The 17,661-nt window shown below is 73.8% G+C and carries 18 protein-coding genes; 8 read left to right on the top strand and 10 right to left on the bottom strand.

Translation table 11 applies throughout. The annotated features are described in order from the left end of the window. Positions 1 to 47 precede the first annotated feature (47 nt). A complete protein-coding gene (locus tag Q1V71_RS06400) occupies positions 48 to 1,100 on the bottom strand; it encodes an alcohol dehydrogenase catalytic domain-containing protein (protein ID WP_300641891.1) in 1,053 nt (350 codons plus the stop codon). A gap of 81 nt (positions 1,101 to 1,181) precedes the next feature. On the opposite strand from Q1V71_RS06400, the gene Q1V71_RS06395 reads away from it, so the two are divergent. From Q1V71_RS06395 to Q1V71_RS06380, 4 genes are read left to right on the top strand one after another with little or no spacing between them, the layout of a single operon-like run. Further along, positions 1,182 to 2,180: a metal ABC transporter substrate-binding protein gene (locus tag Q1V71_RS06395; protein WP_300641889.1), complete on the top strand. Its 999-nt coding sequence runs from the start codon at positions 1,182 to 1,184 to the stop codon at positions 2,178 to 2,180. Between the two features lie 17 nt (positions 2,181 to 2,197). Next, a complete protein-coding gene (locus Q1V71_RS06390; protein WP_300641886.1) occupies positions 2,198 to 2,998 on the top strand; it encodes a metal ABC transporter ATP-binding protein in 801 nt (266 codons plus the stop codon). An 8-nt stretch (positions 2,999 to 3,006) separates the two neighbouring features. After that, entirely contained in the window at positions 3,007 to 3,864 is an 858-nt protein-coding gene (locus Q1V71_RS06385; protein WP_300641883.1) for a metal ABC transporter permease, read from the top strand. Next, positions 3,861 to 4,331, top strand: a complete 471-nt coding sequence (locus Q1V71_RS06380; RefSeq protein WP_300641880.1) for a Fur family transcriptional regulator — start codon at positions 3,861 to 3,863, stop codon at positions 4,329 to 4,331. Before Q1V71_RS06385 ends, Q1V71_RS06380 begins: the two co-directional genes overlap by 4 nt. Before the next feature lie 9 nt (positions 4,332 to 4,340). Here Q1V71_RS06380 and Q1V71_RS06375 read toward each other — a convergent pair whose 3' ends face one another. The 5 genes from Q1V71_RS06375 to Q1V71_RS06355 all read right to left on the bottom strand — a co-directional run bounded on the left by Q1V71_RS06375 (position 4,341) and on the right by Q1V71_RS06355 (position 9,640). Next, positions 4,341 to 5,543, bottom strand: a complete 1,203-nt coding sequence (locus Q1V71_RS06375) for a HAMP domain-containing sensor histidine kinase (protein WP_300641877.1) — start codon at positions 5,541 to 5,543, stop codon at positions 4,341 to 4,343. An 18-nt stretch (positions 5,544 to 5,561) separates the two neighbouring features. Beyond that, complete coding sequence (locus Q1V71_RS06370) at positions 5,562 to 6,302, bottom strand: response regulator transcription factor (protein WP_300641874.1); 741 nt, start codon at positions 6,300 to 6,302, stop codon at positions 5,562 to 5,564. Between the two features lie 16 nt (positions 6,303 to 6,318). Next, a complete protein-coding gene (locus tag Q1V71_RS06365) occupies positions 6,319 to 8,124 on the bottom strand; it encodes an Ig-like domain-containing protein (RefSeq protein WP_300641871.1) in 1,806 nt (601 codons plus the stop codon). A 156-nt stretch (positions 8,125 to 8,280) separates the two neighbouring features. Beyond that, positions 8,281 to 8,922 carry a signal peptidase I gene (locus tag Q1V71_RS06360; RefSeq protein ID WP_300641869.1) on the bottom strand — a complete coding sequence of 214 codons (642 nt, stop codon included), beginning with the start codon at positions 8,920 to 8,922 and terminating at the stop codon, positions 8,281 to 8,283. A gap of 115 nt (positions 8,923 to 9,037) precedes the next feature. Continuing rightward, a complete protein-coding gene (locus Q1V71_RS06355; protein WP_300641866.1) occupies positions 9,038 to 9,640 on the bottom strand; it encodes a hypothetical protein in 603 nt (200 codons plus the stop codon). A 188-nt stretch (positions 9,641 to 9,828) separates the two neighbouring features. Between Q1V71_RS06355 and Q1V71_RS06350 the strand changes: the two genes are divergently transcribed. Continuing rightward, entirely contained in the window at positions 9,829 to 10,164 is a 336-nt protein-coding gene (locus Q1V71_RS06350; RefSeq protein WP_300641863.1) for a YnfA family protein, read from the top strand. Between the two features lie 174 nt (positions 10,165 to 10,338). Here Q1V71_RS06350 and Q1V71_RS06345 read toward each other — a convergent pair whose 3' ends face one another. Continuing rightward, positions 10,339 to 12,060 (bottom strand): N-acetylmuramoyl-L-alanine amidase, encoded by a 1,722-nt coding sequence (locus tag Q1V71_RS06345; protein ID WP_300641860.1) that lies wholly within the window; start codon positions 12,058 to 12,060, stop codon positions 10,339 to 10,341. A gap of 392 nt (positions 12,061 to 12,452) precedes the next feature. Here Q1V71_RS06345 and Q1V71_RS06340 point away from each other — a divergent pair, with 392 nt between their 5' ends. Continuing rightward, positions 12,453 to 13,349 carry a DUF1295 domain-containing protein gene (locus Q1V71_RS06340; protein ID WP_300641857.1) on the top strand — a complete coding sequence of 299 codons (897 nt, stop codon included), beginning with the start codon at positions 12,453 to 12,455 and terminating at the stop codon, positions 13,347 to 13,349. Beyond that, on the top strand, positions 13,342 to 14,466 hold the full coding sequence (locus Q1V71_RS06335) for an FAD-dependent oxidoreductase (RefSeq protein WP_300641854.1): 1,125 nt from the start codon (positions 13,342 to 13,344) through the stop codon (positions 14,464 to 14,466). Before Q1V71_RS06340 ends, Q1V71_RS06335 begins: the two co-directional genes overlap by 8 nt. Positions 14,467 to 14,474: 8 nt before the next feature. On the opposite strand, the gene Q1V71_RS06330 is transcribed toward Q1V71_RS06335, so the two are convergent. The 3 genes from Q1V71_RS06330 to Q1V71_RS06320 all read right to left on the bottom strand — a co-directional run bounded on the left by Q1V71_RS06330 (position 14,475) and on the right by Q1V71_RS06320 (position 15,694). Further along, on the bottom strand, positions 14,475 to 14,816 hold the full coding sequence (locus Q1V71_RS06330) for an STAS domain-containing protein (RefSeq protein WP_300641851.1): 342 nt from the start codon (positions 14,814 to 14,816) through the stop codon (positions 14,475 to 14,477). A 90-nt stretch (positions 14,817 to 14,906) separates the two neighbouring features. Then, on the bottom strand, positions 14,907 to 15,392 hold the full coding sequence (locus tag Q1V71_RS06325) for a gluconokinase (RefSeq protein WP_367280129.1): 486 nt from the start codon (positions 15,390 to 15,392) through the stop codon (positions 14,907 to 14,909). A gap of 29 nt (positions 15,393 to 15,421) precedes the next feature. Then, positions 15,422 to 15,694: a hypothetical protein gene (locus tag Q1V71_RS06320; RefSeq protein WP_300641849.1), complete on the bottom strand. Its 273-nt coding sequence runs from the start codon at positions 15,692 to 15,694 to the stop codon at positions 15,422 to 15,424. 160 nt (positions 15,695 to 15,854) lie between these two features. On the opposite strand from Q1V71_RS06320, the gene Q1V71_RS06315 reads away from it, so the two are divergent. After that, complete coding sequence (locus tag Q1V71_RS06315; RefSeq protein ID WP_300641846.1) at positions 15,855 to 17,630, top strand: ABC transporter ATP-binding protein; 1,776 nt, start codon at positions 15,855 to 15,857, stop codon at positions 17,628 to 17,630. Positions 17,631 to 17,661: the final 31 nt, after the last annotated feature.

Raw genomic sequence — 17,661 nt, 5'->3', positions numbered from 1 at the left:
ACCCGTCCGGGCACACCCTGGTCGCTCGGGCACGAGCCGCGCGGGACTCAGCGGGTCGGGTCGATGACGGTGATGCCGGCGACGGGGACGGTGTCGAAGACCGGGAGCAGCTCGGCGGCCTCGGCCAGCCCGATGGTGCGCTCGACCAGTCGCTGCGGCGCGAGGGTGCCCGCCACGACGAGGTCGAGCATCCCGGGGTAGTCGACCGCGGCCATGCCGTGGCTGCCCAGCAGGTCCAGCTCCCAGGCGATGACCCGGTCCATCGGCACCCGCGGGTGTCCGTCGATGGCGGGCAGCAGGCCGACCTGCACGTGCCGGCCGCGGCGGCGCAGCGAGTGGATCGCGGTCGCGGCGGTCTGCTCGCTGCCGACCGCGTCGACAGCGACGTGGGCGCCGCCGGCGGTGAGGTCCGCCAGTCTCTCGACCAGTGCCTCGGGGAGGTCCTCGCCACCGTCGGCGAGCAGCACGTGCTCGGCGCCGAGCGAGGAGGCGACGTCCAGCGCGCCCCGGTGTCGGTCGACGGCGACCACCCGCGCCCCGAGGGCACGGGCCACCATGACCGCGCTCAGCCCGACCCCACCCGCGCCGACCACGACCACCCACTCGTCCTCGCGTACCCGCGCCCGGGCCACGAGGGCGCGGTACGCCGTCGCGAAGCGGCACCCCAGCGAGGCGGCGGTGGTGTCGTCGACCGGGTCAGGGAGCGCCACGAGGTTGGTGTCCGCGGCGTGCAGCGGCACCAGCTCGGCGAAGGAGCCCCAGTGCGTGAAGCCCGGCTGCTGCTGGTCGGGGCAGACCTGCGCGTCCCCGGCCGCGCACCACGCGCACCGCCCGCAGCCGCACACGAACGGGACCGTCACGCGGTCACCCGACGCCCAACGTCGTACGCCGGCGCCGACCGCCACGACCTCGCCGGCCAGCTCGTGGCCCGGCACGTGCGGCCACGCGATGTCGTCGTGACCGGCCCACGCGTGCCAGTCGCTGCGGCACAGGCCGGTGGCCCCCACCCGCACGACCACCCCGCCGTCGGGCGCGACCGGGTCGGGCACCTCCCGGACCTCGGGCTGGGCTCGGACGGCGTCGATCACCACGGCTCGCACGCGGTCATCCTGCCGCAGTCGTCCTCCGCCTTCCTGCAACCCCTTCGCAACAGCAACCTGGTCTCGACTACTGTCCTGCCCATGACGCGCCCCCGCTTCGCCGGTCTCGCCCTGCTCGCCCTCGCCCCCGCCGTGGCGGCATGCTCGGAGGGAAGCGACGTCGCCGGCGACGGCGAGCTGCGGATCGTCACGACGGTCGCGCCGATCACGTCCATCACCGCGGCGGTCGCGGGCGACCGGGCAGAGGTCGAGGGGCTGGTCCCGGAGGGCACCAACTCCCACACCTTCGAGCCGCCCCCGAGCGCGGCCGCGCAGCTCGAGGAGGCCGACCTGGTGCTGGTCAACGGCCTGCAGCTCGAGGACCCGACGATGGAGCTGGCCGAGGAGACGATGAGCGAGGGCGCCCGCCTGGTCGAGCTCGGCACGGAGGTGCTGCCGGAGTCGGAGTACGTCTACGACTTCTCCTTCCCCGAGGAGGAGGGCAAGCCCAACCCGCACCTGTGGACCGACCCCACCTGGGCGATCCGCTACGCCGAGCTGGTCCGCGACACCCTCGTGGAGGTCGACCCCGACGGGGAGGCGACGTACGACGAGAACCTCGAGGCCTTCACCGCGCAGGCCACCGCGCTCTCCGACGCGCTGCGCGCCGACCAGGAGTCGGTGCCGGTCGAGGACCGCAAGCTGCTGACCTACCACGACGCCTACGCCTACTTCGCCCGGACCTACGACTGGACCGTGATCGGCGCGATCCAGCCCGACAGCTTCGACGACCCGACCCCGCGGGAGGTGGCGGGGATCATCGATCAGATCGAGGCCGAGCAGGTGCCCACCATCTTCGGCTCGGAGGTGTTCCCCTCCGACGCGCTCGAGGAGATCGGCGACGCGACCGGTGCGCGCTACGAGGACACCCTGCGCGACGACGACCTGCCCGGCGAGCCGGGGGAGCCGGAGCACTCCTGGCTCGGACTCATGCGCTACAACTACGTCACCATGATCACCGGCCTGGGCGGCGAGGCGCAGGAGCTCTCCGTCCTCGACGTCACCCCGGCTGTCCCCGACACCGCGACCTACCCCCAATGAGCCCGAGCGAGGCACGCGTGACCCACCCCGAGGTCGCACCCGTCCACGTGCTCGCGCCCGCCACCGAGCTGGTCCGTGCCGAGCGCGCCGGGGTCTCGTACGGCGACACGCCGGTGCTCGCCGGGGTCGACCTGACCCTGCGGGCCGGCGACTTCGTGGGCGTCGTGGGCCCGTCGGGTGCGGGCAAGACGACCCTGCTGCGTCTGCTCCTCGGCACCCAGCGGCCGACGACCGGGACGGTGCGCCGCGCCCCGGGGGTCCGGGTGGGCTACGTCCCCCAGCTGGAGACCGTGAGCTGGAACTTCCCCGTGACCGTGGGGGAGTGCGTGCTGATGGCCCGCAGCGGCCGGCTGCTGCCGTGGCCGTCCCGCGCCGAGCGCGCCGACGTCGCCGCGGTGCTGGAGCGGCTGGGCATCGGCCACCTGGTCGACCGCCACATCCGGGAGCTCTCGGGCGGCCAGCAGCAGCGGATGTTCCTGGCCCGCGCGCTCCTGCGCGAGCCCCAGATGCTGCTGCTCGACGAGCCCACCAGCGGCATCGACGTCGCGACCCGACACGACATGCTCCACCTGCTCGGTCACCTGCACGACGACGGCATGACCATCGTGCTGACCACCCACGACCTCAACGGCGTGGCCGCGCACGTGCCCGACCTCGTCGCCCTGCACGGCACCGTCGTGCGCCGCGGTGCGCCGCTGGACGTGATGACCCCCGAGGTCCTCGAGCAGACCTTCGGCGCCCCGATGGACGTCCTGCAGCACCTGGGCATGCCGGTCGTCCTCGACCGCCACGCCCCCGGCCGCCCGCACGGGGCCTGAGGCTCGCCGTGCTGGAGACCCTCCTCGAGCCCTTCGCGTACGACTTCTTCGTCAAGGCCGTCGTCGTCGCCACGCTGGCGGGCGCGCTGTGCGGGCTGGTCGGCGTCTACGTCATCCTGCGCGGGATGAGCTACATCGGCCACGGGCTGTCGCACGCGATCTTCGGGGGGTTCGCTGCGAGCAGCGTGATCGGCGTCAGCTACGTCCTGGGCGCCGGCATCTGGGGCTTCGCCTCGGCGCTGGCCATCAACCGGGTCTCGCGCTCGCACCGGATCGGCGCCGACGCCGCCATCGGCGTCATCACGACGGCCTCCTTCGCCCTCGGCGTCGCGCTGCTCACGGTCTTCGGCAACCGTGGCCCGAGCTTCGACGCCGCGCTCTTCGGCAGCATCCTGGGCATCTCCAGCACCGACGTCTGGACCCTCGTCGCCGTCAGCGTGCTCACCGTCGGCGTGGTCGCCACCCGCTACCGCGCGCTGCTCTTCGCCACCTTCGACCCCGAGGTCGCCGACGTGAGCGGCGTGCGGGTCGCCCGCACCGACGCGCTGCTCATGCTGGTGCTCTCCCTGGCGATCCTCTCCACGCTCTCGGTCATCGGGGTGACGCTGGTCGCCGCCACCCTGGTCATCCCCGCGGTCGTCGCGCGGATGCTCACCCACCGCTTCGCCACGATGCTGTGGCTCTCCACGGCCATCGGCGCCGTCTGCGGCCTCGTGGGGATGAACCTCAGCTACCACCTCGACGTCCCCTCCGGCACCACGATCGTGCTCACCGGGGCCGGCCTCTTCGTCGTCGTGCTGACCCTCACCGGCGTCGGTCGGCTCGGCCGCACCCAGACCCGATCCGGCACCCCGGCGGTCCTGTGAGCACCCGCGGGCAGGACCCGGTGGCCGCCACCGTCGAGCGGGTGGTGGCCCACCTGCGCGAGCACGGCCACCGCATCACGATGCCGCGCCGCGCGGTCGTCGACACCCTGGCCCGGGCCGAGGGCCACCCCACGGTCGAGCAGATCGCCGCCGACGTGGCCGAGCGCTGGCCCGGCATGCACCTGACCACCGTCTACCGCACGCTGGAGACCCTCGCCGAGCTCGGCGTCGTCACCCACGTCCACCTCGCCGCCGGCACCGCCTACCACCTGGCCGACCCCGCCAGTGCCGGCGCAGGCACGCACCACGTGCACGCGCAGTGCCGCAGCTGCCGCCGGGTCATCGACCTCCCCGACGGCATCCTCGACGGCGTACGCCGCGAGCTGGCCGCCTCCGAGGGCTTCGCCCTGGAGCCGCACCACGTCGCGCTGTCGGGGCTGTGCCGCGGCTGCGCGGCCACGGGCTGAGTCGCCGGGCTACCGCCGCGGCAGCACCACGACCAGGCCGTCGGGGCTGTCGGTGCCGCCGCTCGTGCGTCCGCCCAGCGTGGCCACGACACCGCGGGCCCGCTCCAGCGCCGGGGCGTCGGTCGAGGACCGCTGCGCCGACTCCACGCGGACCGTCACCCGCACGTGCCGCTCGGCGCCCTCCACGCTGAGGAGCACCCGCTGCGCCTGCTGGGTGAGCACGGTCAGGAGCACGTCGTCGAGGACCTGCTCCAACGGGCCCGGCGTGAGCTCGAGGGAGGCGTCGCCGTCGAGCTCGGCCTCGAGCTCGACCCCGGCGAGCGACAGGGTGTCGGCCCAGCGCTGGGCCAGGGCCGGGACGACCAGGGAGAGCGGCAGGTGGGCGCCGGCCACCACCGGGTGGCTGCGGGTCTCCTCCAGGACGTCGCCGACCGCCTTGTCCAGCCGCTCGACCGTGCGGGCGGCCAGCGCCGCAGCCTCGACGAGGTCGGCCGGGGCGTCGTCGCGGTCGACCAGGTCGTGGAGCGCCAGGCTCAGGCTGGTGAGTGGCGTGCGCAGCTCGTGGGAGGCCCGCAGCGCCAGGTCGCGCTCACGCTCCAGCGAGCCGCGCAGCTGGGCGGCGGCGCCGTCGAGCGCCTCGCCGATCGCCCGCGCCTCACCGATGCTGGTGTCGGGCAGTCGCAGGTCGAAGCGACCACGCGCCAGGGCGTTGGCGGCCTTCGCCAGCTCGGCGAAGGGCCGGGCGAGCCGGGTGGCGACGAGCACGCCGACGAGCACGGCGACGACGACGAGGATGCCGCCGAGCGCGAGGAGCGAGGGGAGGGCGGCGGAGGCGGTCGAGTCGGCGTCCCGCAACGGCGCGCTGACCTCGACCACCACCCCGTCGACGGTCGCGGAGGCCGAGACGGCGGCGTCGGCGTCGGAGTCGCGCCACAGCGGGCCGGTGATGCGTGAGGACGACCCGTCGGCGACGGTCACCACCACGGCGCGGTCAGGGACGGCGAAGGGCTCGAGCGCGGCGGCGGCCGGCGCCGGGGCGTCCTCCTCCAGGCCCTGCCCGAGCAGGGTGGCGACCACGAGGGCCTCGCGCTGCACCTGCTCGCGCAGCTCGTCCTCGGCCAGGTCGGCGATGCTGACGGTCCGGAAGGCCACGAACGAGCCCACCAGCAGGACGGCCAGGAGGCCGAAGGCGAGAGTCAGGCGGGAGCGCAAGGCGCCCCCGCCCCGCGGCTAGGCACCCGGCTCGCTCTCGAGCCGGAAGCCGACGCCGCGCACCGTGACGACCTCGGCGGTGGCACCGGCTTCCTCGAGCTTGCCGCGCAGGCGGCCCATCGTCACGTCGAGGGTCTTGGTCGAGCCGAACCAGTTCTCGTCCCACACCTCCGCCATCAGCCGCTCGCGGGTCACGACCGCACCCCGCTCGGCGTCCAGCAGTGCCAGCACGTCGAACTCCTTGGTGGTCAGCGTCAGCTCCTGCCGGCCCACCCACGTACGCCGGGCCGCGACGTCCACGCGCAGGGCGTGCTCGTCAGCGGTGGGGGCGGCTGCGGGTGCGGCGGGCGCGGTGCCGGCGGGAGCCTCGGCGGGGGCGTCACCCGCCCCGACGGTGCGGGCCGCCCGACGGGCCAATGCGCGCACGCGCGCCTGCATCTCCGCGATCGGGAACGGCTTGGCGAGGTAGTCGTCGGCGCCGTAGTCGAGGCCGACCACCCGGTCCAGCTCGTCCGAGCGGGCCGTGAGGATCATGATCCCGCCGTCGTACCCCTCGTCGCGGGCCTGGCGGCACACGTCGAGGCCGTCCATGTCCGGCAGCCCGAGGTCGAGCAGCACCACGTGCGGCGAGCGGCGGATCTCGGCCAGCCCCTTCTCGCCGGTGTCGGCCCAGGTGACCTGGTAGCCCTGGCGCTCGAGCATCCGCTTTAGGGTGAGGGCGATGTCGACGTCGTCTTCCACGATCAGCACGGTCGTCACCTCCGCAGGATAGGGGTCAGAGGTCGCGGTCACTCGCGCCCGACTCGGTCGCGGCAGCGGTCGACACGGCCAGGTTCGCCGTGCTGCGGATCGAGGCCAGCGGGGTCCAGACCATGGCTCCGGCGGCGGTGCTGGTGCTGAGGTCGCCGGAGGTGACGGCTCCGAAGGTCAGCACCACCGTGGTGGTCGTCGCGCCGCCGGCCGTGACCTTGGTGGCGGTCATCGAGGCGGTGACGGGAACCGTCTTCTTCTTGCGGACCAAGTTCTGCGGGAAGGCGACCGTGCCCAGGCCCGGGATGCTGACGCGGTCCGTGGCGGCGGTCGGGTTGGCGGCCCGGTCCAGCATGGAGACGGTGACGGTCACGGACGTGCCGTCCCAGTTGCTGCGGATCGACCCGAGCTGGACGTCCCCGGCGAACGTGAAGGTCAAGGAGTCGCCGCCGTCGACCTTGCCCAGGAGCCCACCGTTGGCGGCCTGGACGTCCAGGGCGCGCAAGGGGCTGTTGTCCACGGTGACGATGACGCTGGGTGAGGCGACGCTCTGGTTGCCGGTCAACCCGGCGTACGTCATGGTGGCGCGCAGCTCCCAGGAGCCCGAGACGATGGCCGCGGTGGCCCAGTCGCAGGTGTACGGGGCCGTGGGGTCCGTGCACAGGCTGGTCCAGTCCGAGTTGCCGACGGGTCGGGCCTCGAAGAGGACGCCGCTGACGGTGCGACCGGCTGTGACGTGGTCGGTCGTGATGGTCTTGGTGCCGGTCACCCTGTCCCCACCGAGGGGCGAGGTGATGGCGATGCTCGGCATGGCGTTGTTCACGCTGCGACTGATGACCGCCGAGGTGGTGCTGTTCCCGACGACGTCGGTCGCGATCGCTCGCAGCTGGTAGCCGAGCGCGCCGTCCAGCCCTGTGGTGTCGAAGGCGCAGCGGTAGGGCTCGACCGTCACGGTGCACAGCGGGGTCCAGGTCGCCGCGAGGGTGGGCTTGTAGGACAGCTCGACCTGGCGGATGCCGGAGTCCTCGTCGAGGGCGGTGGCGATGACCTGGACCGTGCCGCTGAGCGGTGTGGGGGCGTCGACCGCGACGGTCGGGGCGAGGTTGTCGACGGTCACGTCGGTCTGGACGTCGACGAGCTTGACCTGCCCACCGCCGGACCCGACCACGCTCTCGACCTGCACGTCGTAGGTGTCGGCCAGGGTGCCGGTCGCCCACGTGCAGGTGGGGGCGAGACCGGTGAGGCCGGTGCAGGAGCCGATGCTCAGCCAGTTGCCGGTCGTACCGGCCAGCCGGTAGGTGAAGGTGCTGGTGACGGTCCGAGTGCCCGCTCCGGTGACCGAGGCGCGCAGCACGACGTCGCCGCGGACGTCGTCCGGGATCGTGGCGAGCTCGACGGCGGCGGGGTTGGCGACGCGGGTCGTGATGGTGGCCGACGTCGTGGTGCTGCCGACGTTGTCGGTAGCGATGGCCCGCAGCTGGTAGTCGCCGTCGGCGACGGTGAGGGTGTCCCACGTGCAGGAGTAGGGGGTGGTCTGGTCGCTGCACAGCGACGTCCACGTGCTGGACCCGGCGGCCGCGTACTGCACGACCACGCGGGCCACCCCGCTCCCGGTGTCCGAGGCTGTGGCGGAGACCGCGACGGCGCCGCTGACGATGGTCGGCTGGGCGGTGAGCGAGACCCGCGGCGGGTAGTAGTCGCGGGCGGCGCCCACGCTCACGGAGCCCGACGTGCCGGACGTGAAGGTCGCCCCGGTGAACCAGGTCGTGCCCGCGACCAGCAGCACCGCGGCCAGCACGGTCAGCAGGCGGCGCGACGGGCGGCCGATCATGCTGGGCCGCTGAGGTGCACGGTGGTCGGACACGGGGAGCTCGTTTCCTGGGGGAGGGGGAGTGCTCAGAGTCTGTCGCGCGGCGACTCACGCCGACACCACACGCAGGACACCGCCGCACCAAGGTTCGGCAACGGCGGTGGCGTGGGTGGCGGGTCAGGCCGGGACGAGGTCGGTGACGTCGGGGACGGCCCCGGGACTGCTGTCGGTGGCGTCGTCCGCCCGGTCGACGGCTGCGTCGTCCTCGCGCCGGCTGCCGGGGCGGAGTGCCCGAGCCAGCTCGACGAGGCTCCACAGCGCGATCAGGCCCGCCGGGATGCCGATCAGGGCCATGCGGGTGCCACGGTCGGCGAGGGCCATGAAGGCGAACCCGACGTACGGGACGTGGGTGACCACGCGAGGCTGGGTGGCTGCGGTGAGCTGGAAGGTCCAGGGGTCGACCTTGGCGTTGGCGTCGCCCTGGGTGCGGTACTCGTCCCCGTCGATCTCGACGATGCGGTGGGTCACCAGCGTGCTGATGCCGGACTCCGCCGGAGGGACATAGGTGATGACGTCCCCCACTGCGAGCTCCGAGGTGGGCACCACCTCGGAGAAGACGACCGACCCGAGGTCGTAGGTCCCCTCCATCGACCCGCCCATGATGACGTAGCGCTGGAGACCCATCAGGCTGGGCACCAGGAAGCCGAGGGCTGCCAGGAAGGTGACGGCGAGACCGACGTTCACGAGGAGGCCGCCCGCGCGAGAGCCACGGTTGCGAGCCTTGTGGCTCGCGGTGGGCGTGGCGCTGATGATCGTCATGGGACGGACCTCTCGGTGTCGCGGTGGGACGGGGGGCTGGATCGGGTCCGGTGTGTCGGCCCGCCGGTGCCGGGGCGGGCCGACCCTCCTCAGGGACCGGGGTGCTGCTGGTGGATCAGTTGCCGGAGCCGAAGCCCACGGCGTTGTTGAGCGTGCCGATGAAGCCGCGGTTCTCGCCGGCGGTCTGGGTCGAGACCCACTGGAAGCCGGCCAGTGCGTCCTTGCCCTCGTTGGTGTTGTTCGTCGTCTCGACCAGCGTGACCTCGAAGTTGACGGTGATCTGGCCGCCGAGGGCGCTGCCGGCACCGTCGGGGTCCGCGGCGAGCGAACCGAGCTGGTAGGTGGCGCCGTCGACCATGTCGCCGAAGTTGCCGTCGAAGACGGGCGAGGTGACCCCGGCCACGGTCTTGGTCAGCTTGAGCTTGAGGTCGCCGGGGATGAACGGGTTGGTCGCGGTGACCCCGGTCTCGGCAATCGTCAGCGTCGAGGGCAGCGAGCCGGTGTTGGTGATGGTCACGGAACCGGTCACGACATCGCGGTCCTTGATGTTCGTGATGGCCAGGCTGGTCTTGTCGTTGACGTGGGTGACCGCGCCGGAGGTGACCGAGGTGGTCGAGGCGGTGGTCGAGGTGAAGCTCGCACCCGAGCCGACGGCGACGGTGCCGGCGACCATCAGGGTGGCGAGGGGGACGAGGACCTTGCGGCGGTTGGCAGCCATGGTGTTGCTCCTGGGGAGGTGGGGGAGCCGCTCGGTGCGGCTCCGGTTGATGGGTAGAACTCTGGTCGGGCCGGGACCACGGGCCGCTCACGCGCACGCCTCCTCCACACCACGTCTCGGCAACATCGGGGCACTGCTCGCCTCCTCGGCCACGCGAGGGCAACAGCGCGGCCTGGGAGGATGGGCCCATGGACACCGCGCGGTCGATCGTGCTCTTCGCTGCCGCGGCGCTCGCCGAGATCGGTGGCGCCTGGCTGGTCTGGCAGGGCGTGCGCGAGCACCGCGGCTGGCTGTGGATCGGCGCGGGCGTCATCGCGCTCGGGATCTACGGCTTCGTGGCGACCCTGCAGCCGGACGCGAACTTCGGGCGGATCCTGGCGGCGTACGGCGGTGTCTTCGTCGCCGGCTCGCTGCTGTGGGGGATGGTCGTCGACGGGTTCCGGCCCGACCGGTGGGACGTCAGCGGCGCCCTGGTGTGCCTGGTGGGCGTGGCGCTGATCATGTACGCCCCGCGCTCGGCCTGAGACTCGGTTGATCGCCACGGTCCCGGGAGATCGGGTGCGGGTCGGTGCCCGGGCCGGCAGGCGCCCCGGGCGCGACCGGAGTGCCCCTGACGCTCCAGGTGCGTCACCAGCACTCCGGTCGGCGGCCGTCGCGGAAGGACGGCACCCCGCCGCGGTCGGCGCGGCCCACGAGCCCTACGGCCTGACCGTCCGCCGCACTTCCCGCGCCTGGAACCGCCGGTCGCCGGAGTAGGTGACGACCAGCCGGGTCGCCTTCGGCCTGAGCGGCTGGCCGCGGCCGAACCAGATCGGCTTGTCGAGGTCGCGCACGCGGCGCTCGACGGTGCGCCCGCCGATGGTGAGCGAGACGCTGCCGGTCGGCTCGACGCTGATGCCGTCGGGGCTGGTGACCGAGACCTTGGCGCGCAGCCGGCCACCGCGGCGGCGGGTCTTGACCTGCAGCTCGACAGGGGACTGGACCCGGCCACCCTCCACGACCTGGAGGACCGGGTCGCGCCCGGGGGCCGAGGTGGTCACGCGGACCGAGAGGCGGCGACCGAGGTCGGCCTCGCGGCACAGGTAGCGCCACGTCGTGGCGTCCGGCACGGGGGTGCCGTCGCGCAGCCACTGGTAGCGGGACCGGGCGTTCTCGGGGTCGTAGCGGCCGGCGACCATCTTCAGGGCTCGACCGACCAGGGCGGCGCCGGCGACGTCGGCGGGCTGCTGCACCACGACGTTCGAGGGTGCCGGGGGCTTCGTCATCAGCTCGTGCGCGCGGGCCCGGATGTCGGGGAGCCTGCGGTAGAGGTTCGAGCCGGGGCAGGAGGTGTCGTTGGTGTCGCGGTGCCCGTCGATGACGCGCAGCGTGGCCATCGCGCCGGAGCGGTACTTGTCCGAGCCCTCCGAGCGCACCGTCGTACGTCCCCGGGCCTTGCGGTCGTGCAGGTCGAGCTTCCAGGCGGCCACCGCGGCGACGCCGCGCACGACGGCGTCGGGGGCCTGGACCTGCTCGTAGTTGCCGATCGCGGCGATGCCGCAGGAGTCGGAGTTGAAGCCCAGGGTGTGCGCGCCGCGCACGTTGCGGGCCACGCCGCCCGCGCGGCCCTCCCAGATCCGGCCGAACTTGTCGACCAGGAAGTTGTAGGCCAGGTCCGACCAGCCCAGGCTCTTGGTGTGGTAGCGGTAGAAGCCGCGGATCAGGGCCGGGACGTCGGTGCGGCTGTAGTCGTTGCCGCTGGCCGTGTGGTGCACGTGCACCTGCTCGATCGTCGACTCGTAGCTAGGCCGGCCGTTGCGCCACGACTCCTCGGCGCCCCAGCGCGCCCGGGAGGCGATCTCCGGTCGGGGCGCCTGCACGTCGTCGGCGGCGGTGGAGCGCGCCGCGGTGATCCCCATCTCGTCCTCGGGGCGGGAGGCGGGGTGGAGCAGCACCAGCCGCATCCCCGGGGGTACGGCGCCGGCGACCCGGACCTGGACCGACCGGCTCGGGCCGACCCACCAGGCCGCGGTGCCGTGCCGGTCCGCGCGCCACGCGTCGGACTCGGGCCGGTCCTCGAGGACCGGCATCCGGGTCCAGTCGGTCCAGCCGTCGCTGCGACGGGCCCGGGCCCACACCTGGGGAGAGGCGTCGCCGCGCCAGGTGACGCCGACCATCGAGTAGAGCGAGGTCGGCAGGGCGTCGGTCTCCCGCACGCCGCCACGGGCCGCGCCCAGCTCGAGCGGGACCTCGAGCGCCGCGATGTCGGACCCGTCGTCGGCCGAGAGGACCAGCGCGCCGCCGGGGCGGTCCGCGGGGCCGTCGTCGTGCTGGGTCAGGCGCACCGCGGTGCCAACGGCGCCGACGCCCACCGCGGCGGCGACGCCGGCCTTGGCGAGGGTGCGGCGACTGGTCGGGGTTTGGGGGGTCGGCTCAGTCACGTCCCGCATGGTCGCAAGACCGACCGGGTGATCGTGGGAGGTCGCCCGCGTGGCGGGTGTGACGTGTGGGGTCAGTGGGATCCGACCCAGGCGGGGCCGAGGGCACCGGGGACGGCCCACGCCGAGGCCCCCGGGGCAGCCGAGACCCGCACCGCGGCGCCGACCGGGGCGGCCTCGTGGAGCGGCAGCTCGACCTCGACCGCATGGCTCGGGCCGGCCGCCGCAGCGGTCTACCGGCGGCGCCGCCGCCGAGGGCGAGCAGGTCCCACACCTGGTCGGGGAGCCGGTCGCGGTCGGGGAGGCTGCTCAGCGGGCCATCATGGCCGGGCCGGGGAAGCGGATCGGTCCAGCGGTGCTGGACGACGTGATGTGGAACACGTTCTAATTCGGCCATGCACGACACCAGCGCACCCGTCCGCAGCCGCGGGGCCTCGCTCGCCATCGTCACCGTCCTCTACGTCGTGGCGGTGGCGGCGGCCCTGGCCTGGCTCGAGCTCGGCCCGGACACCGAGTGGCTGCTGCTCGACACGCTCCTCGCCGACCTGGTCGCGACGCTGGTGGTCTTCGCGGGCAGCCGGATCGTGCGCAACTCCTCCTGCTACGACGCCTACTGGTCGGTCATCCCGCCGCTGCTCGCCGTCTACTGGTGGCTCGAGCGCGACGCCGGCGCGGACGGCGTGCGCTACGCGCTGCTCTCCGTCGTGCTCTGGCTCTGGGCGGTCCGGCTGACCGCCAACTGGGTCTACTCCTGGCCGGGCCTGCACCACGAGGACTGGCGCTACCCGCTGCTGCGGGACAAGAACCCCGCGATGGCGGTGCCGGTCGACCTCATGGCGATCCACGTCTTCCCGACCCTCCAGGTCTTCGCCGCGATGGTGCCGGTCTACTACGTGACCCGCTCCGACCGGGCTTGGGGCGTGCTCGACGTCGTGGCGCTGGTGGTCGGGGTCGGCGCCGTGCTGCTCCAGCTGGTCTCCGACACCCAGCAGCACCGCTTCGCCCGCACCAAGCAGCCCGGCGAGTCGCTCACCACCGGGCTGTGGGCGTGGTCGCGGCACCCGAACTACCTCGGCGAGATCCTCATGTGGACCTCGCTGGCGCTCTTCGGGCTCTCCGCCGCGCCCGAGGTGTGGTGGTGGCAGGTCCTCGGGATGGTCGCGATGGTGGCGATGTTCCTGGGGGCGAGCATCCCGATGATGGAGCAGCGCAGCCTCGAGCGGCGCCCGGGCTACCAGGACGTCATCGACACCGTGCCGATGCTGCTCCCGCGCCCGCCGCGCCGTGGCTAGCGGCGGCCCGGCCCGGACCCGGGTCCTGGTCGCCGGTCTCGGCGACACGGGGGTCCTCACCGCCGGCGCGCTCGCGCGGCACCGCGACCTCGCGGTCACCGGCGTCTCGCCGACGACGGGGCTGGTCAGCGGCCAGGAGCTCGGGCTGCGGCTCGCCGACCCCGGCGCCTGGTCGCGCGACTACCGGATCGACTACCGCGCCTTCCGCCGCCTCGACCCCGTCGACGTGGTCCACGGGCGGCTGGTGTCGGCCGACCTCGACGCCCGCGAGGTCACGGTCGAGCACGCCGACGGCACCACCGGCACGCTCGGCTGGGACGTGCTCGTGGTCGCGACCGGCGTCGCCAACGGGTTCTGGCGCTCCGACGGGCTGCGCGACGACGCGGCGGTCGCCGCCGACCTCGCCGCCCGGCACGCCCAGGTCGCGGCAGCCGCCACGGTCGCCGTGGTCGGGGGCGGCGCGGCCGCGGTCTCGGCGGCGTACAACCTGGCGGTGCGCTGGCCCGACAAGCAGGTCTCGCTGTGGTTCCCCGGCGAGCGGGCGCTGCCGCAGCACCCCGGCCGCACCTGGGCGAAGGTACGCCGGCGGCTGGAGGAGGCCGGGGTCGCGCTGCACCCGGGCCACCGTGCGGTGCTGCCGGACGGAGACGAGCCGTGCGCCGGCCCGGTGCGCTGGAGCACCGGTCAGCCCGACGCCCCCGCCGACCTGGTGCTCTGGGCCGTGGGGCGGGTGCGCCCGCACACCGGCTGGCTGCCGGCCGAGGTGCTCGACGATCGGGGGTTCGTGCGGACCGGGCTCGACCTGCGGGTGCCCGGGACGGACGGCGTCTTCGCGATCGGCGACGTCGCCGCCACCGACCCGCTGCGCTCGACCGCCCGCAACTTCCAGCACTCGGTCCTGGCGCGCAACGTCCGCGCCCACCTGGCGGGGGAGCCGCTGCGCGAGGTCACGCTGCCCGGGCGGCGCTGGGGCTCGGTGTTGGGGCCGCAACGCAGCGGTCTCGAGGTCTTCGACAAGGGGGGTCGGGCGTTCCGGATCCCGCGCGCGGTCGTCGAGCGGGCGCTGCAGCCGCTCGTGGTGAAGCGGGGGATCTACGGCGGGGTGCGGCGCGGCTGAGGGGTCGCTCAGGCGTCGGGCAGGGCGATGTCGAAGACCTTGTGCAGCCCGGTCATCGTGAGGACCCGCCGCGGCTGGGTGTCACCGCAGACCAGCACCAGGCCGGTGCCGCGCGAGGTCAGCCAGCGCCGGGCCGCCACGAGCGCACCGATGCCGACGGAGTCCAGGAAGCTCACCCGCGCGAGGTCGACGACCACGAGCGGAGCTCCCACGACCTCGGGGTCGAAGAGGGCCTGGCGCAGCTCCGGGGCGGTGCGGACGTCGATCTCGCCGGAGCAGACGACGACGGTCCGGTCGGGGTGCTGGACGACCTCGAGGAAGACGTCCTCGGGGGCGGGGGTGCTGGTCACTGGACTCCTGCGGTGGGGGAACGCCTCAGGATGACGCGGTGTCCGACGCTGGGGATATACCCCTCGGGGCGAAGTCCTCCAGGTGGGCGCTCAGTCGGGCAGCAGCGCGAGGACGTGCTCGACCAGCGCGTCGGGTGGGAGGGCGACGTCGACGCGGACCCCGGCCTCGTCCGGGTCCAACGGCTCGAGGGTCGCCTGCTGGGAGGCCTGCAGGGAGGCGGGCATGAAGTGGCCGCGGCGCGCGGACTGCCGCTCGGCCACCAGCGCGGGGTCGCCGTCGAGGTGCACGAACCACGCGGACGGGGCGTGCGTCCGCAGCCGGTCGCGGTAGGAGCGGCGCAGCGCCGAGCACGCCGTCACACCGCCGTCGGGGTGCGCGGCCAGCCAGGCGCCGACCGCGTCCAGCCACGGGCGACGGTCCTCGTCGGTCAGCGGCTCGCCCGCGCGCATCCGGTCGACGTTGGCCGCCGGGTGCAGGTCGTCACCGTCCACGAACGGCACGTCGAGCCGGGCCGCGAGGGCGGACCCGACGGTCGACTTCCCGCTCCCGGACACACCCATCACCACGAGGAGCACGATCGGCTACCCGGGCGTGCGGCTCAGGCTCAGGACGGTGCGCCGGCGGGCGCAGCGGCCAGCGGGGCGCCCGGGCCGTCCAGCACCGGGCGCAGCTGGTCGGTCAAGGACTCCAGCTCCACGGCGTACGACTCCGGCGAGCGGCGGCGCGCGCGCAGCTCGCGAACCAGCGACATCGCCTGCAGGCGCGCCCGGGCGGACGTGGCGGGATCGTCCCGCTCGACGCGTGTCGCCGTGCGCTCGAAGTCCAGGCGAGCCGCGGTCGCGCGCGCATCGCCGGAGACGTCCTTCGAGAAGTCCACTGTGGTCCACCCCTCCCGGATCACTGTCCGTGTCGCTGGCCCCCGAGATCGCCGGGGCGAGGGCAAGCGTAGGTCCTGGTCGGCCGGTGGCCAGCACCGGCGAGGCCAACAGGAAGACTGCTCTCCCGTGACCTCCGCCGCACCCGCAGCCAGCACGTCCGTGACGTCTGTCGAGCACCCCCTGCGGGCGCTGTGGCAGCGCCACCAGCAGCACCGGCCGCGCCTGGTCGCGGCGGTGGTCGCCTCCACGGTCAACAAGGTGGCCGACGTCATGCCCGAGCTGCTGATCGGCGCGGCGGTCGACGTCGTCGTCCGCGGTCAGGACTCGCTGGTCCAGCAGGTGCTCGGCGTCGACTCCCGCTACGCGCAGCTGGCCTGGCTGGCCGTCATCAACGTGGTGGTCTGGGTGGTGGAGTCGCTGTCGCAGTACGTCGCCGACGTGCTGTGGCGCGGGCTGGCGCAGTCGGTCGAGCACGAGCTGCGCGTGGCGGCGTACGACCACGCCCAGCACCTGCACCTGGGCTGGCACGAGGCCCGGTCGTCGGGGACCACGCTCGCGACGCTCAACGACGACGTGAACCAGCTCGAGCGGTTCCTCGACGTGGGGGCGCCTGCGATCCTCCAGACCTTCCTCAACGTCGTGCTGGTGGGGGCCGTCTTCGCGTTCGCCTCGTGGCAGCTGTGGCTGCTGGCCTTCCTGCCGATCCCGCTCATCGTCGTCGGGTCGCTGGTCTTCCAGCGCCGCCTCGAGCCGCTCTACGCCCGGGTGCGGGAGACCGTCGCCGACCTCTCGAGCGTGCTCTCGGCCAACCTCGGCGGGCTGGCCACGATCAAGGCCTTCACCGCCGAGGACCGCGAGCGCGAGCGTGTCGAGGAGGCCTCCCTGGCCTACCGCGCCGCCAACGTCGCGGCGATCCGCTCCTCGGCCGCGTTCGTGCCGCTGGTGCGGATGGCGATCCTCGCCGGCTTCACCTGCACCCTGCTGCTCGGCGGCTGGGCGACGCTGCGCGGGGACCTGGAGGTCGGGCTCTACTCCGTGCTGGTCTTCATGACCCAGCGGCTGCTGTGGCCGCTGACCGAGGTGGCCACCGTCCTCGACCTCTACCAGCGCGGCCGCGCCTCCACCGCGCGCATCCTGGCGCTCCTCGCCGAGCCGGTCGAGGTGCCCGCCGGCAGCGCCGCCCTGGCACGGCCGGTGCGGGGCGCTGTCGAGCTGCGCCGCGTGCGGGCGGGGTACGCCGAGGGGCCCGACGTCCTGCACGACGTCGACCTGGTGGTGCCGGCCGGGGAGACCCACGCGCTGGTCGGCTCGACCGGCTCCGGCAAGTCCACGCTGCTGCGGCTGCTGCTGCGCTTCGACGACCCCCGGGCCGGCCAGGTGCTGCTCGACGGCCAGGACGTGCGCGACCTGGACTGGGACTCCCTTCGAGGCTCCATCGGGTACGTCGCCCAGGACGTCTACCTCTTCGCCGGGACCATCGCCGACAACATCGCCTACGGCCGCCCCGACGCCACCCGCGAGGAGGTGCGGGCCGCGGCCGAGGCGGCCGCCGCGCTGGAGTTCGTCGACCGGATGCCCGACGGGCTCGACACCCTCGTCGGGGAGCGCGGCGTGACCCTGTCAGGAGGCCAGAGGCAGCGGCTCGCCCTGGCCCGGGCGCTCCTGCGCGACCCGGCGGTCCTCGTGCTCGACGAGGCGACCAGCGCCGTCGACAACGAGACCGAGGCCGCCATCCAGCGCTCGCTCCGGGTCGCCACCGAGGGCTGTACGGCGATCGTGGTCGCCCACCGGCTGTCCACCGTCCGGCACGCGCACCGGGTGCACGTCCTGGACGCGGGGCGGATCGTGGAGTCCGGCACCCACGACGAGTTGATCGCGCTCGACGGCGCCTACGCGGCGTTGTGGAAGGTGCAGACCGGCGAGCTGGTCCCGTAGACGCTCGGGGCCGGATCTGGTTCAAATTTGC

It is taken from the genome of Nocardioides sp. (assembly GCF_030149505.1).
Lineage (GTDB): Bacteria > Actinomycetota > Actinomycetes > Propionibacteriales > Nocardioidaceae > Nocardioides.
Note: the sequence above shows the minus strand (reverse complement) of the source record. Positions and strands in the feature narration are given on the sequence as shown.

What these genes read in the sequence shown, in the direction of transcription:
- Q1V71_RS06355 (WP_300641866.1), bottom strand. Translation starts at nt 9,640, where the DNA reads ATGGCTGCCAACCGCCGCAAGGTCCTCGTCCCCCTCGCCACCCTGATG.
- Q1V71_RS06350 (WP_300641863.1), top strand. Translation starts at nt 9,829, where the DNA reads ATGGACACCGCGCGGTCGATCGTGCTCTTCGCTGCCGCGGCGCTCGCC.
- Q1V71_RS06365 (WP_300641871.1), bottom strand. Translation starts at nt 8,124, where the DNA reads ATGATCGGCCGCCCGTCGCGCCGCCTGCTGACCGTGCTGGCCGCGGTG.
- Q1V71_RS06340 (WP_300641857.1), top strand. Translation starts at nt 12,453, where the DNA reads ATGCACGACACCAGCGCACCCGTCCGCAGCCGCGGGGCCTCGCTCGCC.
- Q1V71_RS06360 (WP_300641869.1), bottom strand. Translation starts at nt 8,922, where the DNA reads ATGACGATCATCAGCGCCACGCCCACCGCGAGCCACAAGGCTCGCAAC.
- Q1V71_RS06395 (WP_300641889.1), top strand. Translation starts at nt 1,182, where the DNA reads ATGACGCGCCCCCGCTTCGCCGGTCTCGCCCTGCTCGCCCTCGCCCCC.